Origin of the sequence: Burkholderia sp. KCJ3K979 (genome assembly GCF_016759955.1) — a bacterium.
Taxonomy (GTDB): domain Bacteria; phylum Pseudomonadota; class Gammaproteobacteria; order Burkholderiales; family Burkholderiaceae; genus Burkholderia; species Burkholderia orbicola.
The window spans coordinates 18,737-40,789 of record NZ_JACFYV010000018.1 but is presented as its reverse complement, the minus strand read 5'-3'; the positions used below and the strand labels follow the sequence as shown (position 1 = coordinate 40,789).

The 22,053-nt window shown below is 63.7% G+C and carries 17 protein-coding genes; 4 read left to right on the top strand and 13 right to left on the bottom strand.

Annotation, left to right across the window (positions count from 1 at the left end):
- Positions 1-15: 15 nt before the first annotated feature.
- From H3O04_RS07000 to H3O04_RS06975, 6 genes are all read right to left on the bottom strand, one after another.
- Complete coding sequence (locus H3O04_RS07000; RefSeq protein WP_027808810.1) at positions 16-363, bottom strand: DUF4148 domain-containing protein; 348 nt, start codon at positions 361-363, stop codon at positions 16-18.
- 285 nt (positions 364-648) lie between these two features.
- Positions 649-1,191 (bottom strand): cytochrome P460 family protein, encoded by a 543-nt coding sequence (locus tag H3O04_RS06995; RefSeq protein ID WP_011694552.1) that lies wholly within the window; start codon positions 1,189-1,191, stop codon positions 649-651.
- Positions 1,191-2,234 carry an alpha/beta fold hydrolase gene (locus H3O04_RS06990; protein WP_124632506.1) on the bottom strand — a complete coding sequence of 348 codons (1,044 nt, stop codon included), beginning with the start codon at positions 2,232-2,234 and terminating at the stop codon, positions 1,191-1,193. The genes H3O04_RS06995 and H3O04_RS06990 overlap by 1 nt, the downstream gene beginning before the upstream one ends.
- A 257-nt stretch (positions 2,235-2,491) precedes the next feature.
- Positions 2,492-3,871: a tripartite tricarboxylate transporter permease gene (locus H3O04_RS06985; protein ID WP_202587402.1), complete on the bottom strand. Its 1,380-nt coding sequence runs from the start codon at positions 3,869-3,871 to the stop codon at positions 2,492-2,494.
- Entirely contained in the window at positions 3,871-4,368 is a 498-nt protein-coding gene (locus H3O04_RS06980; RefSeq protein WP_202587401.1) for a hypothetical protein, read from the bottom strand. The genes H3O04_RS06985 and H3O04_RS06980 overlap by 1 nt, the downstream gene beginning before the upstream one ends.
- An 88-nt stretch (positions 4,369-4,456) precedes the next feature.
- On the bottom strand, positions 4,457-5,743 hold the full coding sequence (locus tag H3O04_RS06975) for a hydroxymethylglutaryl-CoA reductase, degradative (protein WP_202587400.1): 1,287 nt from the start codon (positions 5,741-5,743) through the stop codon (positions 4,457-4,459).
- A 162-nt stretch (positions 5,744-5,905) separates the two neighbouring features.
- Between H3O04_RS06975 and H3O04_RS06970 the strand changes: the two genes are divergently transcribed.
- Positions 5,906-7,291 (top strand): aminotransferase-like domain-containing protein, encoded by a 1,386-nt coding sequence (locus H3O04_RS06970; protein WP_202587399.1) that lies wholly within the window; start codon positions 5,906-5,908, stop codon positions 7,289-7,291.
- 53 nt (positions 7,292-7,344) lie between these two features.
- Here the strand turns inward: H3O04_RS06970 and H3O04_RS06965 are convergent, their stop codons facing one another.
- Both H3O04_RS06965 and H3O04_RS06960 read right to left on the bottom strand, forming a co-directional pair.
- Positions 7,345-8,622, bottom strand: a complete 1,278-nt coding sequence (locus tag H3O04_RS06965) for an epoxide hydrolase family protein (protein WP_023475391.1) — start codon at positions 8,620-8,622, stop codon at positions 7,345-7,347.
- A gap of 203 nt (positions 8,623-8,825) precedes the next feature.
- A complete protein-coding gene (locus H3O04_RS06960) occupies positions 8,826-9,530 on the bottom strand; it encodes an SDR family oxidoreductase (RefSeq protein WP_012338750.1) in 705 nt (234 codons plus the stop codon).
- A 134-nt stretch (positions 9,531-9,664) separates the two neighbouring features.
- Between H3O04_RS06960 and gcvA the strand changes: the two genes are divergently transcribed.
- The gene (gene gcvA / locus H3O04_RS06955; protein ID WP_023475388.1) at positions 9,665-10,555 is read left to right on the top strand and encodes a transcriptional regulator GcvA; all 891 of its coding nucleotides are present in this window, start codon (positions 9,665-9,667) and stop codon (positions 10,553-10,555) included.
- Between the two features lie 25 nt (positions 10,556-10,580).
- On the opposite strand, the gene H3O04_RS06950 is transcribed toward gcvA, so the two are convergent.
- The 3 genes from H3O04_RS06950 to H3O04_RS06940 form a co-directional block, all read right to left on the bottom strand.
- A complete protein-coding gene (locus H3O04_RS06950) occupies positions 10,581-11,180 on the bottom strand; it encodes a pyridoxamine 5'-phosphate oxidase family protein (RefSeq protein WP_202587398.1) in 600 nt (199 codons plus the stop codon).
- Positions 11,181-11,274: 94 nt separating this feature from the next.
- Entirely contained in the window at positions 11,275-11,466 is a 192-nt protein-coding gene (locus H3O04_RS06945; RefSeq protein WP_027810831.1) for a hypothetical protein, read from the bottom strand.
- 12 nt (positions 11,467-11,478) lie between these two features.
- The gene (locus H3O04_RS06940; protein ID WP_023475385.1) at positions 11,479-12,678 is read right to left on the bottom strand and encodes an aminotransferase-like domain-containing protein; all 1,200 of its coding nucleotides are present in this window, start codon (positions 12,676-12,678) and stop codon (positions 11,479-11,481) included.
- Between the two features lie 725 nt (positions 12,679-13,403).
- Here H3O04_RS06940 and H3O04_RS06935 point away from each other — a divergent pair.
- The gene (locus H3O04_RS06935) at positions 13,404-17,681 is read left to right on the top strand and encodes an NACHT domain-containing protein (RefSeq protein WP_202587397.1); all 4,278 of its coding nucleotides are present in this window, start codon (positions 13,404-13,406) and stop codon (positions 17,679-17,681) included.
- Positions 17,682-17,915: 234 nt separating this feature from the next.
- Here H3O04_RS06935 and H3O04_RS06930 read toward each other — a convergent pair whose 3' ends face one another.
- Positions 17,916-20,216: an NADP-dependent malic enzyme gene (locus H3O04_RS06930; protein WP_023475384.1), complete on the bottom strand. Its 2,301-nt coding sequence runs from the start codon at positions 20,214-20,216 to the stop codon at positions 17,916-17,918.
- A gap of 135 nt (positions 20,217-20,351) precedes the next feature.
- Between H3O04_RS06930 and H3O04_RS06925 the strand changes: the two genes are divergently transcribed.
- A complete protein-coding gene (locus H3O04_RS06925; protein ID WP_006495747.1) occupies positions 20,352-21,323 on the top strand; it encodes a LysR substrate-binding domain-containing protein in 972 nt (323 codons plus the stop codon).
- Between the two features lie 4 nt (positions 21,324-21,327).
- On the opposite strand, the gene H3O04_RS06920 is transcribed toward H3O04_RS06925, so the two are convergent.
- Positions 21,328-22,005, bottom strand: a complete 678-nt coding sequence (locus H3O04_RS06920) for a hypothetical protein (protein ID WP_202587396.1) — start codon at positions 22,003-22,005, stop codon at positions 21,328-21,330.
- Between the last annotated feature and the right edge of the window lie 48 nt (positions 22,006-22,053).

Genomic DNA, 22,053 nt, shown 5'->3' with positions numbered 1-22,053 from the left:
AGGCGCGCCGCGAGATCACGAATGCGCGTACAGGTCGTCGGCGGCGTTGCGTGCGGCACGCGACGGCGCGGCATCGCGATGGCCGGCCGGCGTCGACGCATCGGCCACGTTGTCGTCTTGCGACTTCGACGGGCCGTTCTGGTCGGAACGCGCGACCTGCTCGGCAGCCGCGACGGCATGCTCTGCGGCGGCGATGTCGTCCGGGTAATGCGCTTCGCTGCCGGCCGGGTTGTAGCCGGCCTTCTCGAGACGGATGAGGTCGGCGCGCACTTCGGCACGCGTGAGGCCGTGGCCGGTATCGGCGAACGACAGTGCGGGTGCGACGGCGAGAACGGCAACGGCGAGGATTCGAGCGGCTTTCATGAGATTTCTCCTTGAACGAAGTTGGGTGGTCGATCACTTAGGCATCCGGTGCGAACGTCTGGCACCGAACGTTTGCTGCATGTCGACAGTAGAACCCGCGCACGTATCCGGCATGTTTCCGAAATCGGGCTTTCCGCATGCCAGTTTTTCAGAAGCGGCCGCAGATACAGAGCGATACAAACCCGTTTGCCGAGGGGATTCGTTTCGCCTCGCGCTACGCACCACGAAAAAAGGCGTGCCTCGCAGGGCACGCCTTTTCCTTCGCCTTCACACCGCCGTGTCACGTCACGGCGCGAGCCGCGTGAACACGTAGTCGTGATTCTTTACCCGCGCCTGATGGCACGCAAAGCACGTCTGATGCTGGCCGATGTCGGCCGGCACGCCATTGACGAAGCGCCCGAATCCCCAGCCGCCCGTCGCTGCGTAACGGCGTGAATCCTTCACCATCACCTGCACGGTCGTCGCCTGGCCGGGCACCGTCGCGGGCGCGAACTCGTCGGACTGCTTGCGCTTGTATGCGAGCTTCACCAGGATCGTGCCGTCCGGAAACGGCAGCGTCGCCTGTTCGAGCGCGCGGATCGCGACCGGGTTGCCGAGCACCACGCGCAGCTCGTCGAGCGGGGCGGCCTCTTCGGCCGGCGCGACCATCTCCCACTTCCGGTAGCCGGGCGGAATCGTCACGCCGTAGATCGGCGACGCGGCCGCGGCCGGTTTCGGCTGTTCCGCGAACGCGGCCGGCCCGCTCGCCGACCACGCGCCGGCCAGCAGCACACCCGCGACGAGCGCACGACGCACACCGTGCGGCCCCAGCCCTACACGGGCCCGCATCACAGATGCTCCACTTGCAGGACCGCATCGGCGAAAGCCTGCGGCGCTTCCTGCGGCAGGTTGTGGCCGATGCCGCCGGTGATGGTCCGGTGCTGATACTTGCCGGTGAACTTCTTCGCGTACGCGGCCGGCTCCGGATGCGGCGCGCCGTTCGCGTCGCCTTCCATCGTGATCGTCGGCACGGTGATCGCAGGCCCCGCCGCGAGACGCCGCTCGATGTCGTCGTATTGCGCTTCGCCCTTCGCGAGCCCGAGACGCCAGCGATAGTTGTGGATCACGACGGCCACGTGATCGGGATTCCGGAACGATGCGGCCGAGCGCGCATAGGTTTCGTCGGAGAACTGCCACTTCGGCGACGCGAGCTGCCAGATCAGCTTGTTGAACGCATCGCGGTTCTGCGTATAGCCGAGTTCACCGCGCTCGGTCGTGAAGTAGAACTGATACCACCACTGGAATTCGGCCTGCGGCGGCAACGGTTTGGCGTTCGCCGCCTGGCTGCCGATCAGGTAGCCGCTCACCGACACCAGCGCCTTCACGCGCTGCGGCCACAGCGCCGCGATGACGTCGGCCGTGCGCGCGCCCCAGTCGTAGCCGCCGAACACCGCGCGGTCGATCTTCAGCGCGTCCATCAGCGCGACGATGTCGACGGCCGTCACCGCCTGCTGGCCGTTGCGCACCGTGTCGGCCGAGCGGAACGTCGTCGAGCCGTAGCCGCGCAGGTACGGCACGATCACGCGATAGCCGGCCGCGACGAGCAGCGGCGCGACGTCCGCGTAGCTGTAGATGTCGTACGGCCAGCCGTGCAGCAGGAACACGACGGGGCCGTTCTTCGGGCCGAGATCCGCATACCCGACATTCAGCACGCCCGCGTCGATCTGGTGGATCGTGCCCAGCGACGCGACGCCGGCCGGGCGCTTCGCCGCGGATGCATCGGGCGCCGACTGGGCCTGCGCGAGTGCGCTGAAGCCGAGGTCGGCCAGGCTCAGGCTCGCCAGCGTCGAGCCCAGGATCAGGCGGCGGCGGGTGTTCACGGTATCAGGCATGACTCGTTCTCCATTGTCGATCGCTAAGGAAAGGGCCCGCGGCACGCGCGGGCAATCGGTTCTCGCCATTCGCGGCGGCAGCGCATGGCACCGCGCCGCCGTGTGAATCGCTTCACCGGTTTTATATCCGAACCGTCCGGACGCTTTGTATCTCAACGTATCCGTGTGCGAACACGACACACAGCGATTCAAAAATGGAGGGGAAAACGACACTTCGGCACGGCCGCGCGGCACTCGCGGCCCCGTGCGCCGGCGAGTCAGAACAGCCTGGCGATCGCGGGCACGCTGAGCACCGCGACGTAATAGCCCATGAACTGCACGCCGGTGTTGAACGCGAACAGGCGCGACAGCATCCCGCCGAACAGGCCGATCGTCACGATCACGGCGAGCCCGAGCAGTTGCCCTTCCCACACGCCGATCACGACGATCAACCCAGCGAAGGTCGCGATGATCGCTTCGTGGCTCAGCTTGCGCGCGACGAACGCCGCCGCGCGGTGCGCGTGGTGCATTGCGAGCGGATACGCGATCAGCGCGGCCAGCACGATCGACAGCAGCCCGTAGCCGAGGAACTCGGGCCAGCTCATCAGCGTATGCAGGTTGTGGATCTGCCCGCTCGCCGCGTCGACCGTGAAGCGCGGCGGCGCATTGAACAGCGGCGCGGCCGGGCCGGCGGCCACCGGGCTCAGCGGCAGCCCGAACGCGATCAGCGGAATCAGTGCCTCGGCGATATAGGTGGCCTCGGTCACGCCGTTACGTGCGGCGATCACGGTCGTCAGGCGCTGGTACGCATGACGCACGCGCGCGCCGACGATCTCGCCCATCAGCACCGTCATCGCGACCGGGCTGAACACGAACGTCGCGCTCGACACGGCCGCCGTGCCGACCGTCCACGCGACCTGCTCGCGGTCGAGTACCTTCAGCGGATTGGGGAAATAGCCGCGCCAGCTTTTCACGTCGGGCGCGAGCACGAACGTCGACGGCCCGTCGCGGCGCATGCGCCGCCGCTCGGCCGGCGACAGGATCGAGAACAGGTCGGCCACCAGCGGGCCGATCGCGATCCCGAGGAAGTAGCTGACGCTCAGCTTCACGCCGTAATGACCCGTGAGCGCCTGCAGCCCGACCACCAGCATCACGAACGGCACCAGCAGCAGCACCGACGCCCAACGCCCCGCCGAGCAGTATGCGATGCCGACGGCCGCCGCGAGGAACACCCACGGCGCGGCCTTCGCGATCGCCGCGCCGAACGGCGCGAGCAACGACGCGAACAGCACCGCGAGGGGCAGCGCGACGAACGCGGCGACGATCGCACCGGAGATCATCTTGCGCAGCGCGATGTGCGGCACGCCGAGCGCGCGCAGCAGCGTCGCCTGTTGCAGCAGCGGCGCGGCCATCGTGTCGCCGGGAATGCCGAGCAGCGCGGTCGGGATCGCATGCGTGATGTGCTTGGCCACCGCGCCCGCGAGGAAAAACGTGAACACGCCGGCCGGCGGCACGCCGAGCAGCGCGACGAGCAACGTGAGCGGCGCGATCGTCGTCGTTTCGTCGGTGCCGGAGATCAGCCCGATGCCGGAGAACACGATCGCGCCGAGCAGCCCCATCGCGAACGCGGCCGGCAACGCCTGCAGCAGTGCATCCATCAGCGGCCTCCCGCGCGTGCGCGCCCGGTCGACGCGTCGTACGACGCGAACAGGTCGAGCAGCCCGAGTTCCTCCATCTCGGCGCGCGCGCTGGCCGACAGGTCGCTCGGCGCGCCGATCCCGCCCGAAGCTTCGGCGAGTTGCCGCAACGCGTCGTCGCGCTCGGCGCTGCCCGCCGCATGTTCGACCACCGTGCGCTTCGGCTTGAACAGCACCGCGCAGATCATGCCAGCCAGCAGGCAGCCGCCGAGGCCGATCAGCATCGCATAAGCGCGTGCGATCGCCGCGTCGTGCACGAACGATGCGAGCGCGATGCGGCCGATCTCGAACGCGCCGAGGCTGATCGCGATGCCGAGCAGCACCGACCACGCGAGATGCTTCGTCGCCACCGTGTCGCCCCATACCTCGACGAGCGTCGTGGCCGCCGCATCGGCGCCGGCCAACGGCCGGGTGCGATGCGGCGCGGGTGCGACGGCGCTTGAACCGGTCTGTTCCATGTGTCTCCTCCTGGTTTGATATGTCGCCGGCCGGGCCGGCGCGGCGCGGACTGCACGCCGCATCGATCACGCGGCGCGCAGCCGCGCGTCAGCCGCCGCTGCGGCCCGCGAGCAGCTCGACGGCGAAATCGGTACGCACGTCCTTCGCCGCGACCATCCGCTGCGCGATCCGGTCGATGTCGGCGCCGGTCGCGCCGGCCGCGACGGCGATGTTGCGCGCATGCAGCGCCATGTGGCCGCGCTGGATCCCTTCGGTCGCAAGCGCACGCAGCGCCCCGAGATTCTGCGCAAGCCCGACCGCGACCGCAATTTCGCCGAGTTCCTGCGCGGACGTCACGTTCATGATCTTCAAAGCGAGGCGCGCGAGCGGATGCGTCTTCGTCGCGCCGCCGACGAGCCCGACCGGCATCGGCATCTCGATCGTGCCGACGAGGTCGCCGTTCGCGGCCTTCTCCCACGTCGTCAGCGACGTATAGCGGCCGCTGCGGCTCGCGTACGCATGCGCGCCGGCCTCGACCGCGCGCCAGTCGTTGCCGGTCGCGACCACCACCGGATCGATGCCGTTCATGATGCCCTTGTTGTGGGTCGCCGCGCGGTACGGATCGGTCGCCGCGAACACGTATGCGTCGATCACGCGGTCGATCACCGCTTCGCCGGCGTAATCGTCGGTCGCGAGCGTCGCGGCCGAGTACCGTACCTCTGCGCGCGCCAACCGCAGGTCGGCGAGGTTGGACAGTATCCGCAACCGTACCTGGCCGCCGGTAATCGCCTCGATGCGCGTCGCGACGGCCTCGGCCATCGTGTTGACCGTGTTCGCGCCCATCGCGTCGCGCACGTCGACGATCAGGTGCGCGACGATCATCGCGCCGCGCGGCGTGTCGGGGAACACATGAACCTCGATGTCGCGGCAGCCGCCGCCGAGGCCGACCAGCACCTTGTCGCGACTGTTCGCGAGGGCGATCAGTTCGGCCGCATGACGCAGGATCGCGAGCCGCGCGCCATACGGATCGTCGACGCCGACCACCTGGACCTGCGCACGCATCAGCGGGCCGCTGCTCGACGTGCGGAAGCCGCCCGCCGCGCGGGAAAGCTTCGCCATGTACGATGCGGCCGCCACGATCGACGGCTCCTCGACGGCCATCGGCACGATCACGTCCCGATCGTTGATCCGGAAGTAGCCGGCCACCGCCATCGGCAGCTCGAACGTGCCGATCACGTTCTCGATCATCCCGTTCGCGGTATCGAGCGGCAGCGCGCCCGGTCGGGCGAGCAGCGCGTGCTCGGCATCGTCGAGCCCGACGGCACGGGACAAGTGGGACAGGCGTTGCTCGGGCGTCAGCGAGCGGAAGTTCGGCAAGGCGGAATCGATCGGCATGATGGATTGACTGTTGCGGGTGGCGATGTCGCCCGTCGGTGCTTGCGGCGAGCGGCGGACAGCCGAATAATAGTCACGCTGTACCCATTGAAAAGGTACAAACGGCGCAGACAGTCACTCAACCGTACCCATGACAGTGGGCCGGTCCGACGGAAGATTCCGATGAAACAGCGTGCAAAAGCCAGCCTGTCTGGCGCGATGGCGGACAATCTCGCCAGACAGATCGAGGAAGGGGTGTTGCCGGCCGGCGCGAAACTGCCGTCGATCAGGGAATACGCTGAGGCAGCCGGCTGCTCGAAGAACACCGTGATCAGCGCGTTCGAGATGCTCGCGGCCGACGGCCTGATCGAGCCGCGCCGCGGCTCGGGCTTCTTCGTCACGCGACGCGCGGCGGCCGCGCCCGAGCTCGACGAGCCGAGCTCGCTCGACCGCGCGATGGACATCGTGTGGCTGATGCGCGAGCAACTGCACGCGAAGCCCGACGTGCTCAATCTCGGCGAAGGCTTCCCGCCGATCGAGTGGCTCGAGGAAACGCGGCTGAACCAGTACCAGCAGCGCATCATGCGCACGAGCGCCGCGTCGCTGTTCCGCTACGGCAGCCGCTTCGGCTACCTGCCGCTGCGCCAGTCGCTGCAGCAGAAGCTTGCCGGCTACGAGATCGAGGCGCCGCCCGCGCAGATCGTGCTCACGCACGGCGCGAACCAGGCGATGGACCTCGTGCTGCGCTATTTCGTGCGCCCCGGCGACACCGTGCTCGTCGACGATCCCGGCTACTACCCGCTGTTCGGCAAGTTGAAACTGAGCGGCGCGAACATCGTCGGCGTGCCGCGCGAGATCGACGGGCCCGACGTCACGAAGCTGGCCGAGCACATCGCCGCGTACCGGCCGAAGCTGTTCTTCACGCAATCGGTCGGTCACAACCCGACCGCAACCGATACGAGTGCGGCCAAGGCGCACCGTATCCTGCAACTCGCCGACGCGCACGACCTGATCATCGTCGAGGACGATGCGCTGGCCGACCTGCGGCCGCGCTCGCTCACGCGCATCGCGACGCTCGACCAGTTGCGCCGCACCATTTATATCGGCAGTTTTTCGAAATCGGTGTCGGCCGCGCTGCGTGTCGGGTTTCTCGCGTGCAATGCGGCGCTTGCCAGCGATCTCGCCGACGTGAAGATGCTGACGCACGTCAGCACCTCGGAATACTGCGAACGCACGCTCGATGCGATCGTCAGCGATGGCCATTTTCTCAGGCATACGAATCATCTGCAGGAGAAGCTGCGGCGCGCGACCGGCACCGCGCTCGATGCGCTCGGCCGTCTCGGCGCGGAGGTCTATCGGCCGTGCGAGCAGAACCTGTATCTGTGGGCCGCGCTGCCCGGCTGGCCGGATTCGATGTTGCTCGCGCAGGCGCTGCTGGAGCGCGGCGTGATCCTCGCGCCCGGGGCGGTGTTCTCGCCGCAGGCCGATCGTCCGTCGAAGTATTGCCGCTTCAACGTCGCGTATCTGGCGGACAAGCGGTTTGCGCAGGCGTTGCAGGCGGTGACCTGAAAACGAACGCGAGCCGCGCAACAGGCCGGCCCGCATTCGTCGCGCCCCCCTGCTTACACGCGCCGCAACGGCCGGAACCCGGCACGCACTTCACGCGCAAACAATTCCGGCTCCTCCCATGCCGCGAAGTGCCCGCCCTTGTCGACTTCGTTGAAGTAGATCAGGTTGTGATAACTGCGCTCGGCCCAACTGCGCGGTGCCTGATAAATCTCGCCCGGAAACACCGTGATCGCCGCCGGCAACGAGATATCCACCGCGTTGAAATTGTTCGAGTGATCCTCCCAGTAGATCTGCGCGGACGACGTCGCGGTGTTCGTCAGCCAGTACAACGAAATGTCGTCGAGGATCTCGTCGCGCGGAATCGAGCGTTCCGGTACTCCTCCGCTATAAGTCCACTGCGAAATCTTGTCGTACATCCACGCAGCCTGCCCGGACGGCGAATCCGCCAGCGCATAACCGACCGTCTGCGGCCGCGTGACCATCATCGCCGAGTAGCCGCAGTTGTCGCGATAGAACGTCGCGAGCTTCTCGTACGCGGCCTTCTCCTTCGGCGACAGCGAAGCCGGCGCGGGCGCATCGGTCGCGAGCAGCGTCGCGATCTCCGGCGGCACCGTCGCCGGCATGTTCACGTGAATCCCGACCAGCCCCTGCACGCGCTGCATCGCCATCCGGTGCGAGATCACCGAGCCGCAGTCGCCGCCCTGCGACACGAAACGCGTATAGCCGAGCCGCGCCATCAGCTCGCCCCACGCTCGCGCGATGTGATCGGAGCCCCAGCCGGTCTTCGTTGGCCGGCCCGAGAAGCCGAAGCCCGGCAGCGACGGCACGACGACGTGGAACGCATCGTCCGCGCTCGCGCCGTGCGCGGTCGGGTCGGTGAGCGGGCCGATCGCCTTCAGCAGCTCGAAGATCGAACCGGGCCAGCCGTGCGTCATGATCATCGGCATCGCGTTCTCGTGCCGCGACCGCACGTGAATGAAATGAATGTCGAGCCCGTCGATTTCCGTGATGAACATCGGGAAACCGTTCAGGCGCGCCTCGCCCTTGCGCCAGTCGTAGTCGGTGCCCCAGTAGCGCAGCAGCGCCTGCATGCGCGCGAGCCGCACGCCCTGCGATTCGTCGGCGACGGTCTCGCGGCCCGGCCAGCGCGTCGCGGCAATGCGACGGCGCAGGTCGGCCACGGCTTCATCGGGAATGTGTGCGGTAAACGAGCGTATGCCGCTCGCGCCGGTGGCCGCATGCAGCGCGGTGGGCAGCATCGCCGACACCCCGGCGGCCACGGAAGTGGCCAGCAGGTGGCGACGCATCGGGGAAAACGGTGTGGAAGACATCGTTCGGCATCTCCTTTCGTGAAGTGGAAAGTGAACATGCCGCGCGCGGAATCGCGCCCAAGCTTTCAATCAGGCGCGCCCTCGTCACGCGGCGTCGCCTATTCGAAAGGTCTGATGTATCCCGGATTTGTCTGATTTGTACGCGTTTGTAGCTGTTGCGTGGTGAGCGGCCACGCCTGTATGGCCGCTCGCCGATGCGGCGCTCAGAGCGCCTTGACGATCGCGCCGTCGACGCGAATGTTCTGCCCGGTGATGTAGCCCGCGCCGTCCGACAGCAGGAACGCGACCGTCTTCGCGATCTCGCCGGTCTTGCCGAAGCGCCCGGCCGGAATGCGCGCGACGATCTCCGGCGTTTCCGGCCAGCTGTCGATGAAGCCCGGCAGCACCGCGTTCATCCGGATGTTCTCGGCCGCATAGCGTTCCGCGTACAGGCGCGTCCATGCGCTCAACGCCGCGCGCAGCGCCGACGACACGGGCATCGGCTGCTCCGGCGCGTCCGCCGCGAAGCTCGAGATGTTCACCACCGCGCCGCCGCCCTGCTTCTGGAAGATCGGCGTCACGCGACGCATCACGCGCACCACGTTCAGCAGAATCAGGTCGAGCCCTGCGTGCCAGTTGTCGTCGGTGATCGCCAGCAGCTCGCCCTTCGGCGGATGGCCGGTGTTGTTCACGACCGCGTCGATCCGCCCGTAGCGCGCGATCGTTTCCTGCACGAGCTTGTCGATATCGGCTTCTTCAGTCACCGAGCCCTGGATGCCGAAACCGCCCAGTTCCTCGCCAAGCGCCACCGCGCTGCCCGACGGCGACATCAGCGCGACGCGATAGCCCGTCGCCGCCAGTTCGCGCGCGATCGCCGCGCCCATGCCCTTGCCCGCCGCCGTGATCAACGCCACTTTTTCTACAGTCACGATGTGCTCCTCGTTCCGATTCTGCCGCCGCGCAGCCGCCATTCGGCGCGCCATGGTGGTAATGTAGGCGCATCGATTCCGGCTGTCGAACCAGTATTTCTGCCGCCAGCCGATAGTTTTTCTACAGCCTGACGATGCCGCCACGCCCTTCCCGTCTGCCGCCATTGAATGCGCTTCGCGCGTTCGAAGTATCCGCGCGGCACCTCAATTTCCGCGCCGCCGCCGACGAGATCGGCGTCACGCAGGGCGCCGTCGCGCAGCAGGTGCGCCACCTCGAGGACGTGCTCGGCCTGAAGCTGTTCGAGCGCCTGCCGCGCGGCCTCGCGCTCACGCACGACGGCGCCGCGTATTTCTCCGACGTGCAGCGCGCGCTGCATGCGATCGCCGACGCCACCGACAAGCTCGTCAAACGACGCGCCGCGCTGACGATCAGCACGACGCCGTCGTTCGCGTCGAAGTGGCTGATCCCGCGGCTCGCGCAGTTCACCGAAGCACACCCCGACTACGACGTGCGCGTGATCGCCGATCCGCAGATCGCGACGTTCCGCCACGATGGCGTCGATCTGGCGATCCGCTATGGCAAGCCGCCGTTCGGCAAGCATCTCGCCACCCATGCGCTGTTCCCGCTCGACGTGTGCGCAGTGTGCAGCCCGTCGGTGCTGACCGCGCCGGCTTCGCCGCGCGCGCTCGCCGGGCAGGTGCTGCTGCACGACGCGCACGATCTGTGGCCCGAGTTCCTCGCGGCGATGCCCGCACCGGTCGACGTCGATCCGCACAAGGGGCTGCGCTTCAACCAGACGTCGCTCGCGATCGATGCGGCCGTCGCCGGCCAGGGCATCGCGCTCGCGACCGAGCCGCTCGTCGAGCGCGACATCGCCGCCGGACGGCTGTGCAAGCCGTTCGACTTCGCGTTTCCGCTGTCGATGGGGTTCTATCTCGTGTATCCGGCCGAGCGCCGCGACGACGATGCGATCGCGGTGATGCGCGCGTGGATGATCCAGGCCGCGTCGGACGGGCGGCCTTGAGCGGATTGGGTGCGCTGGGCCAGCGTCAGGGGGCAATCCAGCGGGCTTCGTAGCCGCGTTCGTTCAGTTCGAATACCGCGCGACGATGGCCGGCGCGCGCGAGTTCGAGCCAGTCGATGCGCGTGACCGTCATGTGGATCAGGCAGAAGTTTTCGTAGCCGTCGGCGGTGCGTGCGGTGCTGTCAAGATGCGCGGCTTCCGGCGATACGACCGGCGTGCCGGGCGGCAGCGGCGCACGATACAGCAGCAGCGTATGCGGGCGGCTCGCTTCCCAGATCGCGCGCCGTTGCGCTTCGTCGTCGCAGATCGACGCAACGCCTTCCGCACGAATCTGCACGAGCGCGTCGAGATCGTTGGCGACGATCGAGAGACGCGGATCGCGACGCAACTCCGCGACCTTCGCCGAACGTGCATCGGTATGAAACGACAGCACGCGCTCGACGCGGTTCACCTGGCGCAACACGACCGTCCGAACCTTCGGTGCACCATCGAGGCCGAGCGTGGCCGCCTGCAGCATCGTGAACGGCGAGCGCTGCACGCTGACGCCGGATTCGAGGCAGGACCACAGGCGGTCGTAGGTTTGCGCGAGCGATTCGGAGGTCAAGTCGGTGGTCGAGTCGGACATGGGGCGGCGGCGATCGTCGGTGTTTCGATCGCGCCAGCTTAACCGTTTGTTTCGGCGACGGCTCGCATGGGATGCGTCGCCGCCATTGTGCCGGTCAGTTGTAGCCGAGCACGACCGGCGCCGCATCGCCTGCATCGGGCGCCGGCTCCGCGCCGAAGCGGCCGAGCACGTCGGCCACATATTGCGGCCCGGCGCTGATCTGCGACGAGCGATGCTTCGCCGGCTGCTTATAGGCGGCGCTCGCCGCCGCCCCCATCGATGCCGTTTCGTTGACGGTGATATTCACGCTGATGTCTCCTCACGCGGCCAGCGCCGCACCATACGCGCGCACGAGGCGCGCGACGCCTTCCCGGATCGCATCGACGTCCGGCGCGGCGAACGATAGGCGCAGCGACGCCGCGTCGACGTTGTCCGCGAAGAACGCCTTGCCGGGCACGAACACGATCTTGTTGGCGATCGCCTGTTGCAGCAGCACGTCCGACGATACCGCGCCGAGCCGCGCCCACACGAACATTCCGCCTTCGGGACGATGGAATTCGATCGCGTCGCCGAACCCGTCACGCAGCGCGTCGCACATCGCGTCGCATTTGCGTCGGTACGCGGCCGTGATGCGCGGCAGATGACGTTCGAGCGCACCGTCGGCCAGATATTCGGCGGCGGTGGCCTGCGTCCACGGCGTGCTGCACAGATCGACCGTCTGCTTCGCGATCACGCAGCGCCGCGTGATCTCGGCCGGTGCGATCGTCCAGCCCACGCGCAGCCCCGGCGCGACGATCTTCGACAGGCTCGCGAAATGCACGAGCCAGTCGCGCGCGCCGTCCACCTCGCCGGCCAGCGCGAGCATCGACGGCACGGCTTCGCCGGCGAAACGCAGGTCGCCGTACGGATCGTCCTCGACGATCAGGAAACGGTATTGCACCGCGAGACGCAGCAGCTTCAGCCGGCGTTCGCGCGTGAGCGTCGCACCCGTCGGGTTCGCGAAGGTCGGGACCGTGTAGAGCAGCTTCGGCTGCGCGATCGCGCCGGACGCGAGTTGCGCTGCGAGGCGATCGACGTCGAGGCCTTCGCCGTCGACCGGAATCGTCACGATGCGCGCCTGTTGCAACCGCATCGCCTGCAGCGTGGCCGGGTACGCCGGCTGTTCGGTCAGCACGACGTCGCCGGGCGACACCATTACGCGCAGCAGCAGGTCGAGGCCTTGCTGCGAACCGGTCGTGATGAGCAGTTCGGCCGGCGTGCACCCGACGCCGCGACGCGCCATCAGCGCGATCAGTTGCTGCTTCAGCTCGGCGAGGCCGTCGGTCGGGCCGTATTGCAGACAGCGGACGGGCTGTGCGTACGCGCGTTCGGCGGCCGCGTTCAGGCCGTCGACGTCGAACAGGTCGCTCGCCGGATAGCCGCCCGCGAAGGAAATCATGCCCGGTTCGGACAGGTACTTGAACAACTCGCGGATCGGCGAGCCGGCAGGGTTTTGGAATGAGGGCGTGAACGCGTACATGTCGTCGTGTGCTGGAAGGCGTGGGCGGCCGGAATAGCCGCCGAGTGCCGGCCGCCAAGGCGCTTCTGGCGCCGCGGCGGGGAATTCGAGCCACGATTGTCGATAGTCATTAAGGGCTCGGCAAACGATATCTATGCACTAGGTCTTGCGGTTTGGTCATTAAATGGGGGGAGGAGCAGGAGACATGAGTTCAACGCGGTTTCGGACGCTGCCCACGGTCACCCAACCCGCCGATCACGGATTCCCGCGCGTGCCCTGCGTCGCCGCTTCTCTGCCTGGATTTCTGAGAAAGCATGGCCGTGGGGCGCCACACGCCGGGAAGGTCGTGTGTCCTCCGAGATAGAGGCCGCGCAACCCTGCCCGATTCGTGAAAAACATGTCGGGCGGCGTACCAGGTGCAATGCCGTACAGCGCCTCTTCGTACAAACGCCGTTTGCTCGCAAAAACCTGCGAATTCGCCACGCGGACGCCTTCGATGCGGGAGGGGGGCGAAGACACTCCCGTATCGCGTTGAGATAGTCGTCGACCACAGCCAGCGTCATCGCGCTCGTCCAATATCGACCTTTGAGATCAGCGAACAGAGATTAGCGATCAGCATGCCCGAGCGAGTACACTTTGCTGAACAGAAATATGCGACGGGTATGTTGGCAACGGCACAAATACTACGAATTCCATGAAGCGGCAGGGCCTCATACGCATCGCCAATCGAATAACCTAAGTGGCATATGATCGAACGAATTTTTCAGAATATCCCTGAGGGGAAAATCACCGACGCCGACAAGCAACCGTTCTTGACGAGTTTGGGTTGGTCACGAGGATTATCGTGGAACGATCTTTTGCAGTCGTGGCGTGTGTTGCTAATATCGGAGGCCGGGGCCGGCAAGACCTATGAGTGTCGTGCCCAAGCTCAACATCTATCGGCGGCTGGGGAGCCTACCTTTTTTGTTGAGCTGGCGAACCTTGCAACCAGCGAACTGCGCACCCTACTGGATGATGAAGAAGAGAATCGGCTCAACACTTGGCTTTCGTCTCAATCGGATGTCGCGACTTTTTTCTTGGACTCGATAGACGAACTACAACTGAGTCTAGGGTCATTTGAACGTGCGTTAAAACGCTTTAAGAAAGGCATCGCTGGCAACTTGGGGCGCGCCCGAATAGTCATCACGACACGCCCTGTCGCATTTGACAGCGATCTCGTTCGCAGCTTGCTACCAATTCCTCCGACATCCACTGCGAAACCGAGTGAAGATGAGTTTGCGATGATTGCAATGCGGGTCGAACAGAAAAACAATAGAGCCGAGAAGGCTCCAGAATGGCGGACAGTTGCACTTATGCCACTTTCTGATGCGCAAATTGTGAAATTTGCGTGCGACCAGGGAGTCACAAACCCAGACATCTTATTGGAAGACTTGCGTCGGCGAAACGCACAAGAATTTGCACGACGCCCACAAGATCTGATCGAACTATGTTGTGACTGGCGTGAGCATAAGCGCATTCGAACTCATTACGATCAAGTTGCTGCAAATGTGCGGATCAAATTGCAACCCAGAGATGACCGGCCTGAACCTGCGGAACTGTCTGTGGAAAAAGCGATGGTGGGCGCTAGCCGGCTCGCCTTGGCGATGCTTATGACCCGACGTCTGACAGTGAGACACAACGCTGCCTCTGATGATATCCACAATGAAGCAGCGCTCAACCCTTCGATCATTCTTCCTGACTGGAGTCCCAGCGAGCGAAAGGCCCTTCTCGAGAGACCATTGTTTGGTTTTGCATCTTATGGTCGTGTGCGTTTTCATCATCGCTCCGTCGCCGAATATCTAGCAGCGCAACGCCTTCGCGAGCTTCGTGAGGCGGGAATGCCTCTCCGTGCCTTGAAACGGCTACTGTTTGCGGAGACCAGGGGCAAGGTAATTGTCCGTCCATCGAAGCGGCCCGTCGCCGGCTGGCTTGCGCTCGGGGACGACGCAATATTCGAGATATTGCGCGATAACGATCCCGCTGTCTTACTCAACGAAGGAGATCCCGAAACGCTCACCCCAATGCAGCGTATTCAAGCACTCCGGGCGTATGTCGAGCGTTATGGCAAAGGCGGCTGGCGGGGACGGCAGGTTCCCCATATTCAGATTCATCGCTTTGCATCGCCAGAACTCGCGAGTGAGGTTACCCAAATATGGAGCCAAGGGGTCGAGAATCCTGATGTGAGGCTGACACTGCTCTATCTTATTGAAGCGGGGCGGCTCGTCCAATGTGCCGACGTGGCTTACCGATGTGCGTGTGATCCGAACGCTGACTCGACAGAGCGGATAATCGCGCTCGACGCGATGGTGGCACTCGAGGAACCACGGCTGCCGGAAATCGCTCACGCCGTCGCTAACGACGTTGAAACTTGGCCGGATAAGATCGCACGCGCGGCAATCGTTCGACTGTTCCCACGCGATATTTCCATTGATCAACTATGCAAGACATTGGCGAGGTTGACGCAGGGTAAGCGCGACATCAACGACTTGAGCCCGCAGTTGTCACGACTGATTGAGAATGCCCAACTCAACCAGTCACAACTTGTGTCACTCCGTGACGGACTGGTTGAACTTGTGTCTGACGGACTCAGTTGGCACAAGGAGTGGCCGCACCTGATTAGCAACCGAGAAAATCTCAGCGACGTACTTGCATCGGTTTGTGTGCGTGGAATAGGTACAAACAAAGACGAGCAGTGGCTAGATGCGTGCGTTCTTTCCACGCGCCTCCACGATCAAGCACATAGCAGCGATGAATCCCATAAAGCCCTTCTGAATCATCTTAATCTTTTTGAGGCTCAAGACAATGAGAAGCTGTTTTGGGCTACAGACAAACTTATTCAGTCGCTTCGCGTTATCACGGATCCGTGGAACCGTCTGGTAGAAATCATATATCACGATAGCAGCGTTAGATTGACAGTCGCCAGAGACTTGCCGTGGATAAAAATGACTCTTGCCAACATCGAACGTTCGACGGCTGACCGTGCCTTGGTTTTGCAGGCTGCGCTGCGCCTTTCGCCAGACGAAGGACAATGGCAGCACCATCTTTCAGAACTGGAGCAACTAGTTTCAGACCAAACAGAACTTCTCGACGTAATTGCCGAGCGCAGAAAACTGCCAAAGAATAACAAGGAACTGGAGCGCATGGAGGCGCGGAGTATTGAGCGGAAAAGGCAACGTGACCGAACGGCAGCAAAAAACCGCGCGAGTTGGATCCTTTTCTGGCGCGAGGTTTCCCAGAATCCGGAAAGCGCTTTCTCGGATGAACGTAGTTGGAACACAGCCTGGAATCTTTGGCGAGCGATGAGCCGAGATGGAGCAGCCGGTCAAGAGTCCGGGTGGAATCGACGTCTTATCGAAGAACATTTCGGCAAGGAAACAGCAGATCGCTTACGCCGTATCTTGATGAATATCTGGCGCGCAGAGTCTCCGACATGTGCAAGCGAGCGACCAGCAGACCAACGCAACACGTATCTTGTTCGGTGGCAGCTCGGGCTCGCCGCAATTTATGCCGAAGCGGAGGATCCGGGTTGGGCCCGACAACTTACCGAAGAGGAAGCTAGGCTCGCTGCGCGATTTGCGCTCGTCGAAATTAATGGCTTACCCGCATGGCTAGATAGCCTTATCGACGCCCATTCGCATGCAGTAGACACCATAATCGGCCAAGAGCTCACCTGGGAGTTGAGCCCCAAAGCAAAGGGGGCTCAATCCCTGCTACTACAAAGCATCAGCTACGCACAGTCTTCCCGTCTTTACCTTCCACGACTGATGTCTTGGTTGGAAGAGCGAGGCGATTGTTTGACTGACGATCATGAAAGCACAGCAGCCGTCCAAAGACTACGCCAGGTGATCGGTGTAATCCTGCAACGAGGCGACGAGAAGATGCGCATGCAGCTTTTTTCCATCGCACGGCAGAGATTGCAGAATGATTTGCCAATTCAATTCAATTTCGTCTGGTTGGCGACAGTCATACGGATAGATCCAGAAATTGGGGTAGCGGAACTGGAAAATCGCTTGCGCACAATCGAGCCGGGACCGCATTCAGAGGCTGTTACGTGGTTTAGCGTACTATTCGGAGACCGCATTGATTCGATTAGCTTGCGAGACGAGGTTTTCACTCCAAGCTTGCTCTTGCGGCTACTTCGTCTCTCGTATCACCATGTTCGGCCAAATGACGATGCTACACACGAGGGTAGCTACTCGCCCGACGTTCGAGATCATGCCGAGCGTGCGCGAAACGAGATCGTCGGAGCACTATTGGACGCCAAAGGAGAAGACGGATGGGCAGCGAAACTCGAAATGTCCAACGATCCCCTGTGCGCGCATTTCAGGGATCGGATTATCTCCGTCGCAGAGGAGCATTGGGCACAAGAGATAGACTCCGTTGCGTTTAATGATATGCAGGCAATTTCGCTTGATAAGACAGGCGAAGCCCCTGCGTCGACGAACGAAGCGATGTTCGCCGTTTTGAAAGATCGCTTGTCGGATCTCGACGACCTTCTGCTGCGCGACACTTCGCCAAGAGAGGCATGGGCGGGCATCTCAGATGAAAAAGTGATGCGCCGGGAGATCGCGCGAGAGCTGAGTTATGCTGCTAACGGGATATACAAAATCGATCAGGAGGCTGTTACAGCGGATGAGAAGGAGACAGATATTCGTTTACGCTCAACCACATCAGATCATGAAGCAATAATAGAGTTAAAACTTGGAGACGGAAGGTCCGCTAAAGATTTGCGCGACACCATCTACAATCAACTCGTGAAAAAGTACATGGCCCCGGAAAACAGTCGATCAGGTTGCCTATTGATTACTCTGGCGAAAAATAGGAAATGGGAAAATCCCGACAATGGACAGCGTATCGATCTAGACGAACTGATGTTACTACTCCAAGCTGAAATAGAACGTGTTCAAGAGATGATGGCCAATGCCGTTTTACTAAGTATTCATCTGCTGGATTTGCGCACTAGGCTACCGGTCGAAAATCGCTAACTCAAATCGAATAGCCGCCACTGCGAGAGCCAAGTTCAGAACATCGCATTGTGCATTCCGCTCGCTCCGATCCATCAATCGATGAATGGAACAGCAATGCATGTCCACATCCAGAGATATGTATCAAGCACCGGCGCAGCAATCCAACCGCACAGTCAAACATGTCCCCTTGGCAATGCACTAATGGCCGAATCGGGCTGACGATCGACCGTCAGCCCGATTCGCAAACGTCAATCAGCCCGCCACACCCCGATTCGCCTCGATCACCGTCAACGCAGCCATATTCACGATCCGCCGCACGGTCGCACTGGAAGTAAGAATATTCACCGGCGCATTAACACCCAACAGGAAAGGCCCCACCGCCACATTACTCCCCGCCTCGGTCTTGAGCAGGTTGTAAGCGATATTCCCCGCATCCACATTCGGACAAACCAGCAAGTTCGCGGCCCCCTTCAACGGCGACATCGGCAGCAGTTTCGCGCGCAGCCCTTCATCGAGCGCACAGTCGCCATGCATCTCGCCATCCGCCTCGATATCCGGCGCCTGCTCGCGCACGATCTCCAGCGCCCGGCGCATCTTCACGCCCGAAGCCGCACTCCCCGACCCGAAATTCGACCGCGACAGCAGCGCCACCTTCGGCGTCAGGTTCAGCCATTCCATCTGCCGCGCCGCCGCGATCGTGAATTCCGCGATCTGCTCCGCATCGGGGTTGTCGTTCACGTGCGTATCCACCAGCGCGACCGTCCGCTGATCGAGCAACAGGATGTTCATCGCCGCGTAAGTCGAGGCCCCCGGCTTCTTGCCGATCACTTCGTCCACGAACCGCAGGTGATTGTGATACTCGCCCACCGTCCCGCAGATCATCCCGTCCGCGTCGCCGAGCTGCACCATCATCGCGCCGATCAACGTTAGGCGCCGACGCATTTCCACGCGCGCCATTTCCTTCGAAATGCCGTCGCGGCAGCGCAGTTCCCAATACTTCGTCCAGTACTGCGGGAAGCGCTCGTCATATTCCGGATTGGTCACTTCGACGTCCTGACCGAGTCGCAAACGCAGGCCGAACCGCTCGATGCGCGCCAGCAGCACCTCCGGGCGCCCGACCAGAATCGGACGCGCCAGCTTCTCGTCGACGATCACCTGCACCGCCCGCAGCACGCGCTCATCCTCGCCTTCGGTGAACACGATCCGCGCCTTGCCGCCGTCACGCACGAGCTGGCGGGCAGTCGCGAACAGCGGCTTCATGAACGCGCCCGAGTGATAGACGAATTGCTGCAACTGCTCGACGTACGCATCGAGATTCGCGAGCGGACGCGTCGCCACGCCGCCTTCCATCGCCGCCTTCGCCACGGCCGGCGCGATCCGCACGATCAGGCGCGGGTCGAACGGCTTCGGAATCAGGTATTGCGCGCCGAACGACACGTCGTATGCACCGTAGGCCGCCGCGACGACTTCGTTCTGCTCTTCCTCGGCCAGCCCCGCGATCGCGTGCACCGCGGCAATTTCCATCTCGCGCGTGATCGTCGTCGCGCCCACATCGAGCGCGCCGCGGAAAATGTACGGGAAACAGAGGACGTTGTTGACCTGGTTCGGGTAGTCCGAGCGGCCCGTCGCGATCACGACGTCGTCGCGCGTCTCATGCGCCAGTTCCGGGAAGATTTCCGGCGTCGGGTTGGCCAGCGCGAGAATCAGCGGGCGTGCTGCCATTGCCTTCAGCATCTCCGCCGTAAGGATGCCGCCGACCGACAGGCCGAGGAACACATCCGCGCCACCGATCACTTCGGCAAGCTTGCGCGCGTCGGTTTCCTGCGCGAAGCGCGACTTGGCCGGGTCCATCAACGTGGTACGGCCGCGATAGACGACGCCTTCGATGTCGGTCACCCAGACGTTTTCCACCGGCAGCCCGAGGTCGACCAGCAGGTCCAGACACGCCAGCGCGGCCGCACCGGCGCCCGACGTCACGACCTTCACTTCCTTGATGGACTTCCCGACGACCTTCAGCCCGTTGATGAACGCGGCGGACACGGTAATGGCCGTGCCGTGCTGATCGTCGTGGAAGACGGGAATCTTCATGCGTTCGCGCAGCTTCTGCTCGACGGTGAAGCATTCCGGCGCCTTGATGTCCTCGAGGTTGATGCCGCCGAACGTCGGTTCGAGGCCGGCAATGATGTCGACCAGCTTGTCCGGGTCGGTCTCGTTGATCTCGATGTCGAACACGTCGATCCCGGCGAACTTCTTGAACAGGACGGCCTTGCCTTCCATGACCGGCTTCGATGCGAGCGGGCCGATGTTGCCGAGACCGAGCACGGCGGTGCCGTTCGTGATCACGCCGACCAGGTTGCCGCGGCTCGTGAAGCGGTGCGCCTGCAGCGGATCGGCGGCGATCGACTCGCACACGCTCGCCACGCCGGGCGTATAGGCCAGCGCCAGATCGCGCTGGGTCACCAGCGGCTTGCTCGCCACGACCGAGATTTTCCCGGGGGTCGGAAACTCGTGATAGTCGAACGCGGCCTGCTGCTGTGTCTCTGTCTGTTTCATGTTCTGGGTCTCGGCGTGGGCGCCAGGCCAGTCCCGGCGCGATCCATGAAGAGGATTCTAGGGATCTGCCATAACGTGATGATTCTGTTTTAATATCGGTCCATCACTTTTTCATGATGAATGCATGACCAGTCAATGAATTTTGATGCAAACGACGTGGTCAGGCGGCTCGGCGCGCGTCTGAAGATCCGGCATCTGGTGCTTTTGCTGCAGATCCAGCAGCACGGCTCGCTGACGCGGGTCGCCGAGCACATGGCGAGCAGCCAGCCGGCCGTGACGAACGCGCTGTCCGAACTGGAGAGCATGTTCGGCACGCCGCTGTTCGAGCGCTCGTCGCGCGGCATGCGGCCCACGGCGCTCGGCGCGGTCGTGCTCGAGCGCGCGAAGGCGATGATCAAGGATCTCGACCACCTCGCCCGCGAGATGGAGGCCGTCGCCGCCGGGCATGCGGCCCATCTGCACATCGGCGTGATTCCGTTCATCTCCGGCCAGATGCTGTCGGCCGCGCTGAAGCGGCTGCAGGCGCGCATGGAGCGGCGCCTGACCGTGACGATTCACGAGGGCACCAGCGATCAACTACTGCTGCAACTCAAGGATCACAGTGTCGATATCGTGATCGGGCGCGCGTCGTCGGCGATCGATCTCGGGCAGGTTTCGTTCGAAGTGCTGTATCAGCAGCAGCCGCGCATGATCGCGAGCCGGCGGCTGGCGGCGAAGCTCGCCCGCACGCCGCTCGACTGGCACAAGCTGCACGCGCTCGACTGGATTCTCGGCGCGCCGCATACGCCGATGCGCGAACAGGTGACCGACCTGTTCCTGTCGGCCGGCATCGCGCCGCCCGTGCCGATCGTCGAAAGCTACTCGTCGAAGCTGATCGGCGAAATGATCGCGTCGAGCGACGAAGCCGTGTCGATCGTGCCGGCCGATATCGCGGAGGAACTGGTGCGGATCGCCGGCGTGGCGATCGTGCCGTATTCGCTGGTGTGGACGTTGCCGCCCATTGCGCTGTTCACGCGCTCCGCCGATTCCCGGTCGCCCGCGCGGGATTTGCTCGTCGACGCGCTACGCGCGGTGTGCAAGGAGACTTACGGGGACGCGCAGCGATAGCGCGCTACTTGGCGGCAGCGAGGCGGCGGAGGATTTCCGCACGCTCGGCGCTCAGCACGTGGTCCGCGCCCTCGCCCCTGTCGTAGCGCTGGCTCGTCCGGTAGGAAAAGCGCTTCGCGTATTGATTGGCGGCGGGATCGAACGCCCATGCGTCGACGTCGAAGAAGTGCTTGCCGAAATGATCCTCGCCCTTGCCCCACACATAGTCGGCCCGGACGAACAGCGGATACGGCGACACCGCCGGCAAGTTCCACATCGCGCGATCGGCCATCTCCGTTTCGGTGACGATCGGCATCAGGTTCTCGATCTTGCCGTTCGCGCCGACACGCAGGACGGCCACGCGCTCCAGCATTCCGCTGCCGCCGCCTGAAAACGTTCCGGCTAAAAACACCCACGAGCCGCCGGATGCAATCGGCAATCGTTCGGACCGCGGATTCAGACCGAACTGATACAGCTCCTTGGCGGAACCGGGGACAAGCGTCGGCGGCATCTCGAAGCACGGCGCATGGTCGGGAAGCACGCAGAGCTTCACGCCGGACAGCGGGAGCCCGTCGGCATCGAGCTTGCCTTCGGCCTGCGTGAAGCGCGGGAATGCAGTTTCGCTGGGGGCGGCTTGAACGCACGCGATACCGACGACCGCCATGCCCGAGATCACCGCGAGCGTCTTGCCGATCCAGCGCATACCGCACCCTCTCTCATTTTTTACAGCGGCATATTGTCAGTGATCTCG

Bases quoted from the DNA above. Each gene is read 5' to 3' on its own strand.
- H3O04_RS07000 (WP_027808810.1), bottom strand. From the start codon at position 363: ATGAAAGCCGCTCGAATCCTCGCCGTTGCCGTTCTCGCCGTCGCACCC.
- H3O04_RS06995 (WP_011694552.1), bottom strand. From the start codon at position 1,191: ATGCGGGCCCGTGTAGGGCTGGGGCCGCACGGTGTGCGTCGTGCGCTC.
- H3O04_RS06990 (WP_124632506.1), bottom strand. From the start codon at position 2,234: ATGCCTGATACCGTGAACACCCGCCGCCGCCTGATCCTGGGCTCGACG.
- H3O04_RS06985 (WP_202587402.1), bottom strand. From the start codon at position 3,871: ATGGATGCACTGCTGCAGGCGTTGCCGGCCGCGTTCGCGATGGGGCTG.
- H3O04_RS06980 (WP_202587401.1), bottom strand. From the start codon at position 4,368: ATGGAACAGACCGGTTCAAGCGCCGTCGCACCCGCGCCGCATCGCACC.
- H3O04_RS06975 (WP_202587400.1), bottom strand. From the start codon at position 5,743: ATGCCGATCGATTCCGCCTTGCCGAACTTCCGCTCGCTGACGCCCGAG.
- H3O04_RS06970 (WP_202587399.1), top strand. From the start codon at position 5,906: ATGAAACAGCGTGCAAAAGCCAGCCTGTCTGGCGCGATGGCGGACAAT.
- H3O04_RS06965 (WP_023475391.1), bottom strand. From the start codon at position 8,622: ATGTCTTCCACACCGTTTTCCCCGATGCGTCGCCACCTGCTGGCCACT.
- gcvA (WP_023475388.1), top strand. From the start codon at position 9,665: ATGCCGCCACGCCCTTCCCGTCTGCCGCCATTGAATGCGCTTCGCGCG.
- H3O04_RS06950 (WP_202587398.1), bottom strand. From the start codon at position 11,180: ATGTCCGACTCGACCACCGACTTGACCTCCGAATCGCTCGCGCAAACC.
- H3O04_RS06940 (WP_023475385.1), bottom strand. From the start codon at position 12,678: ATGTACGCGTTCACGCCCTCATTCCAAAACCCTGCCGGCTCGCCGATC.
- H3O04_RS06935 (WP_202587397.1), top strand. From the start codon at position 13,404: ATGATCGAACGAATTTTTCAGAATATCCCTGAGGGGAAAATCACCGAC.
- H3O04_RS06930 (WP_023475384.1), bottom strand. From the start codon at position 20,216: ATGAAACAGACAGAGACACAGCAGCAGGCCGCGTTCGACTATCACGAG.
- H3O04_RS06925 (WP_006495747.1), top strand. From the start codon at position 20,352: ATGAATTTTGATGCAAACGACGTGGTCAGGCGGCTCGGCGCGCGTCTG.
- H3O04_RS06920 (WP_202587396.1), bottom strand. From the start codon at position 22,005: ATGCGCTGGATCGGCAAGACGCTCGCGGTGATCTCGGGCATGGCGGTC.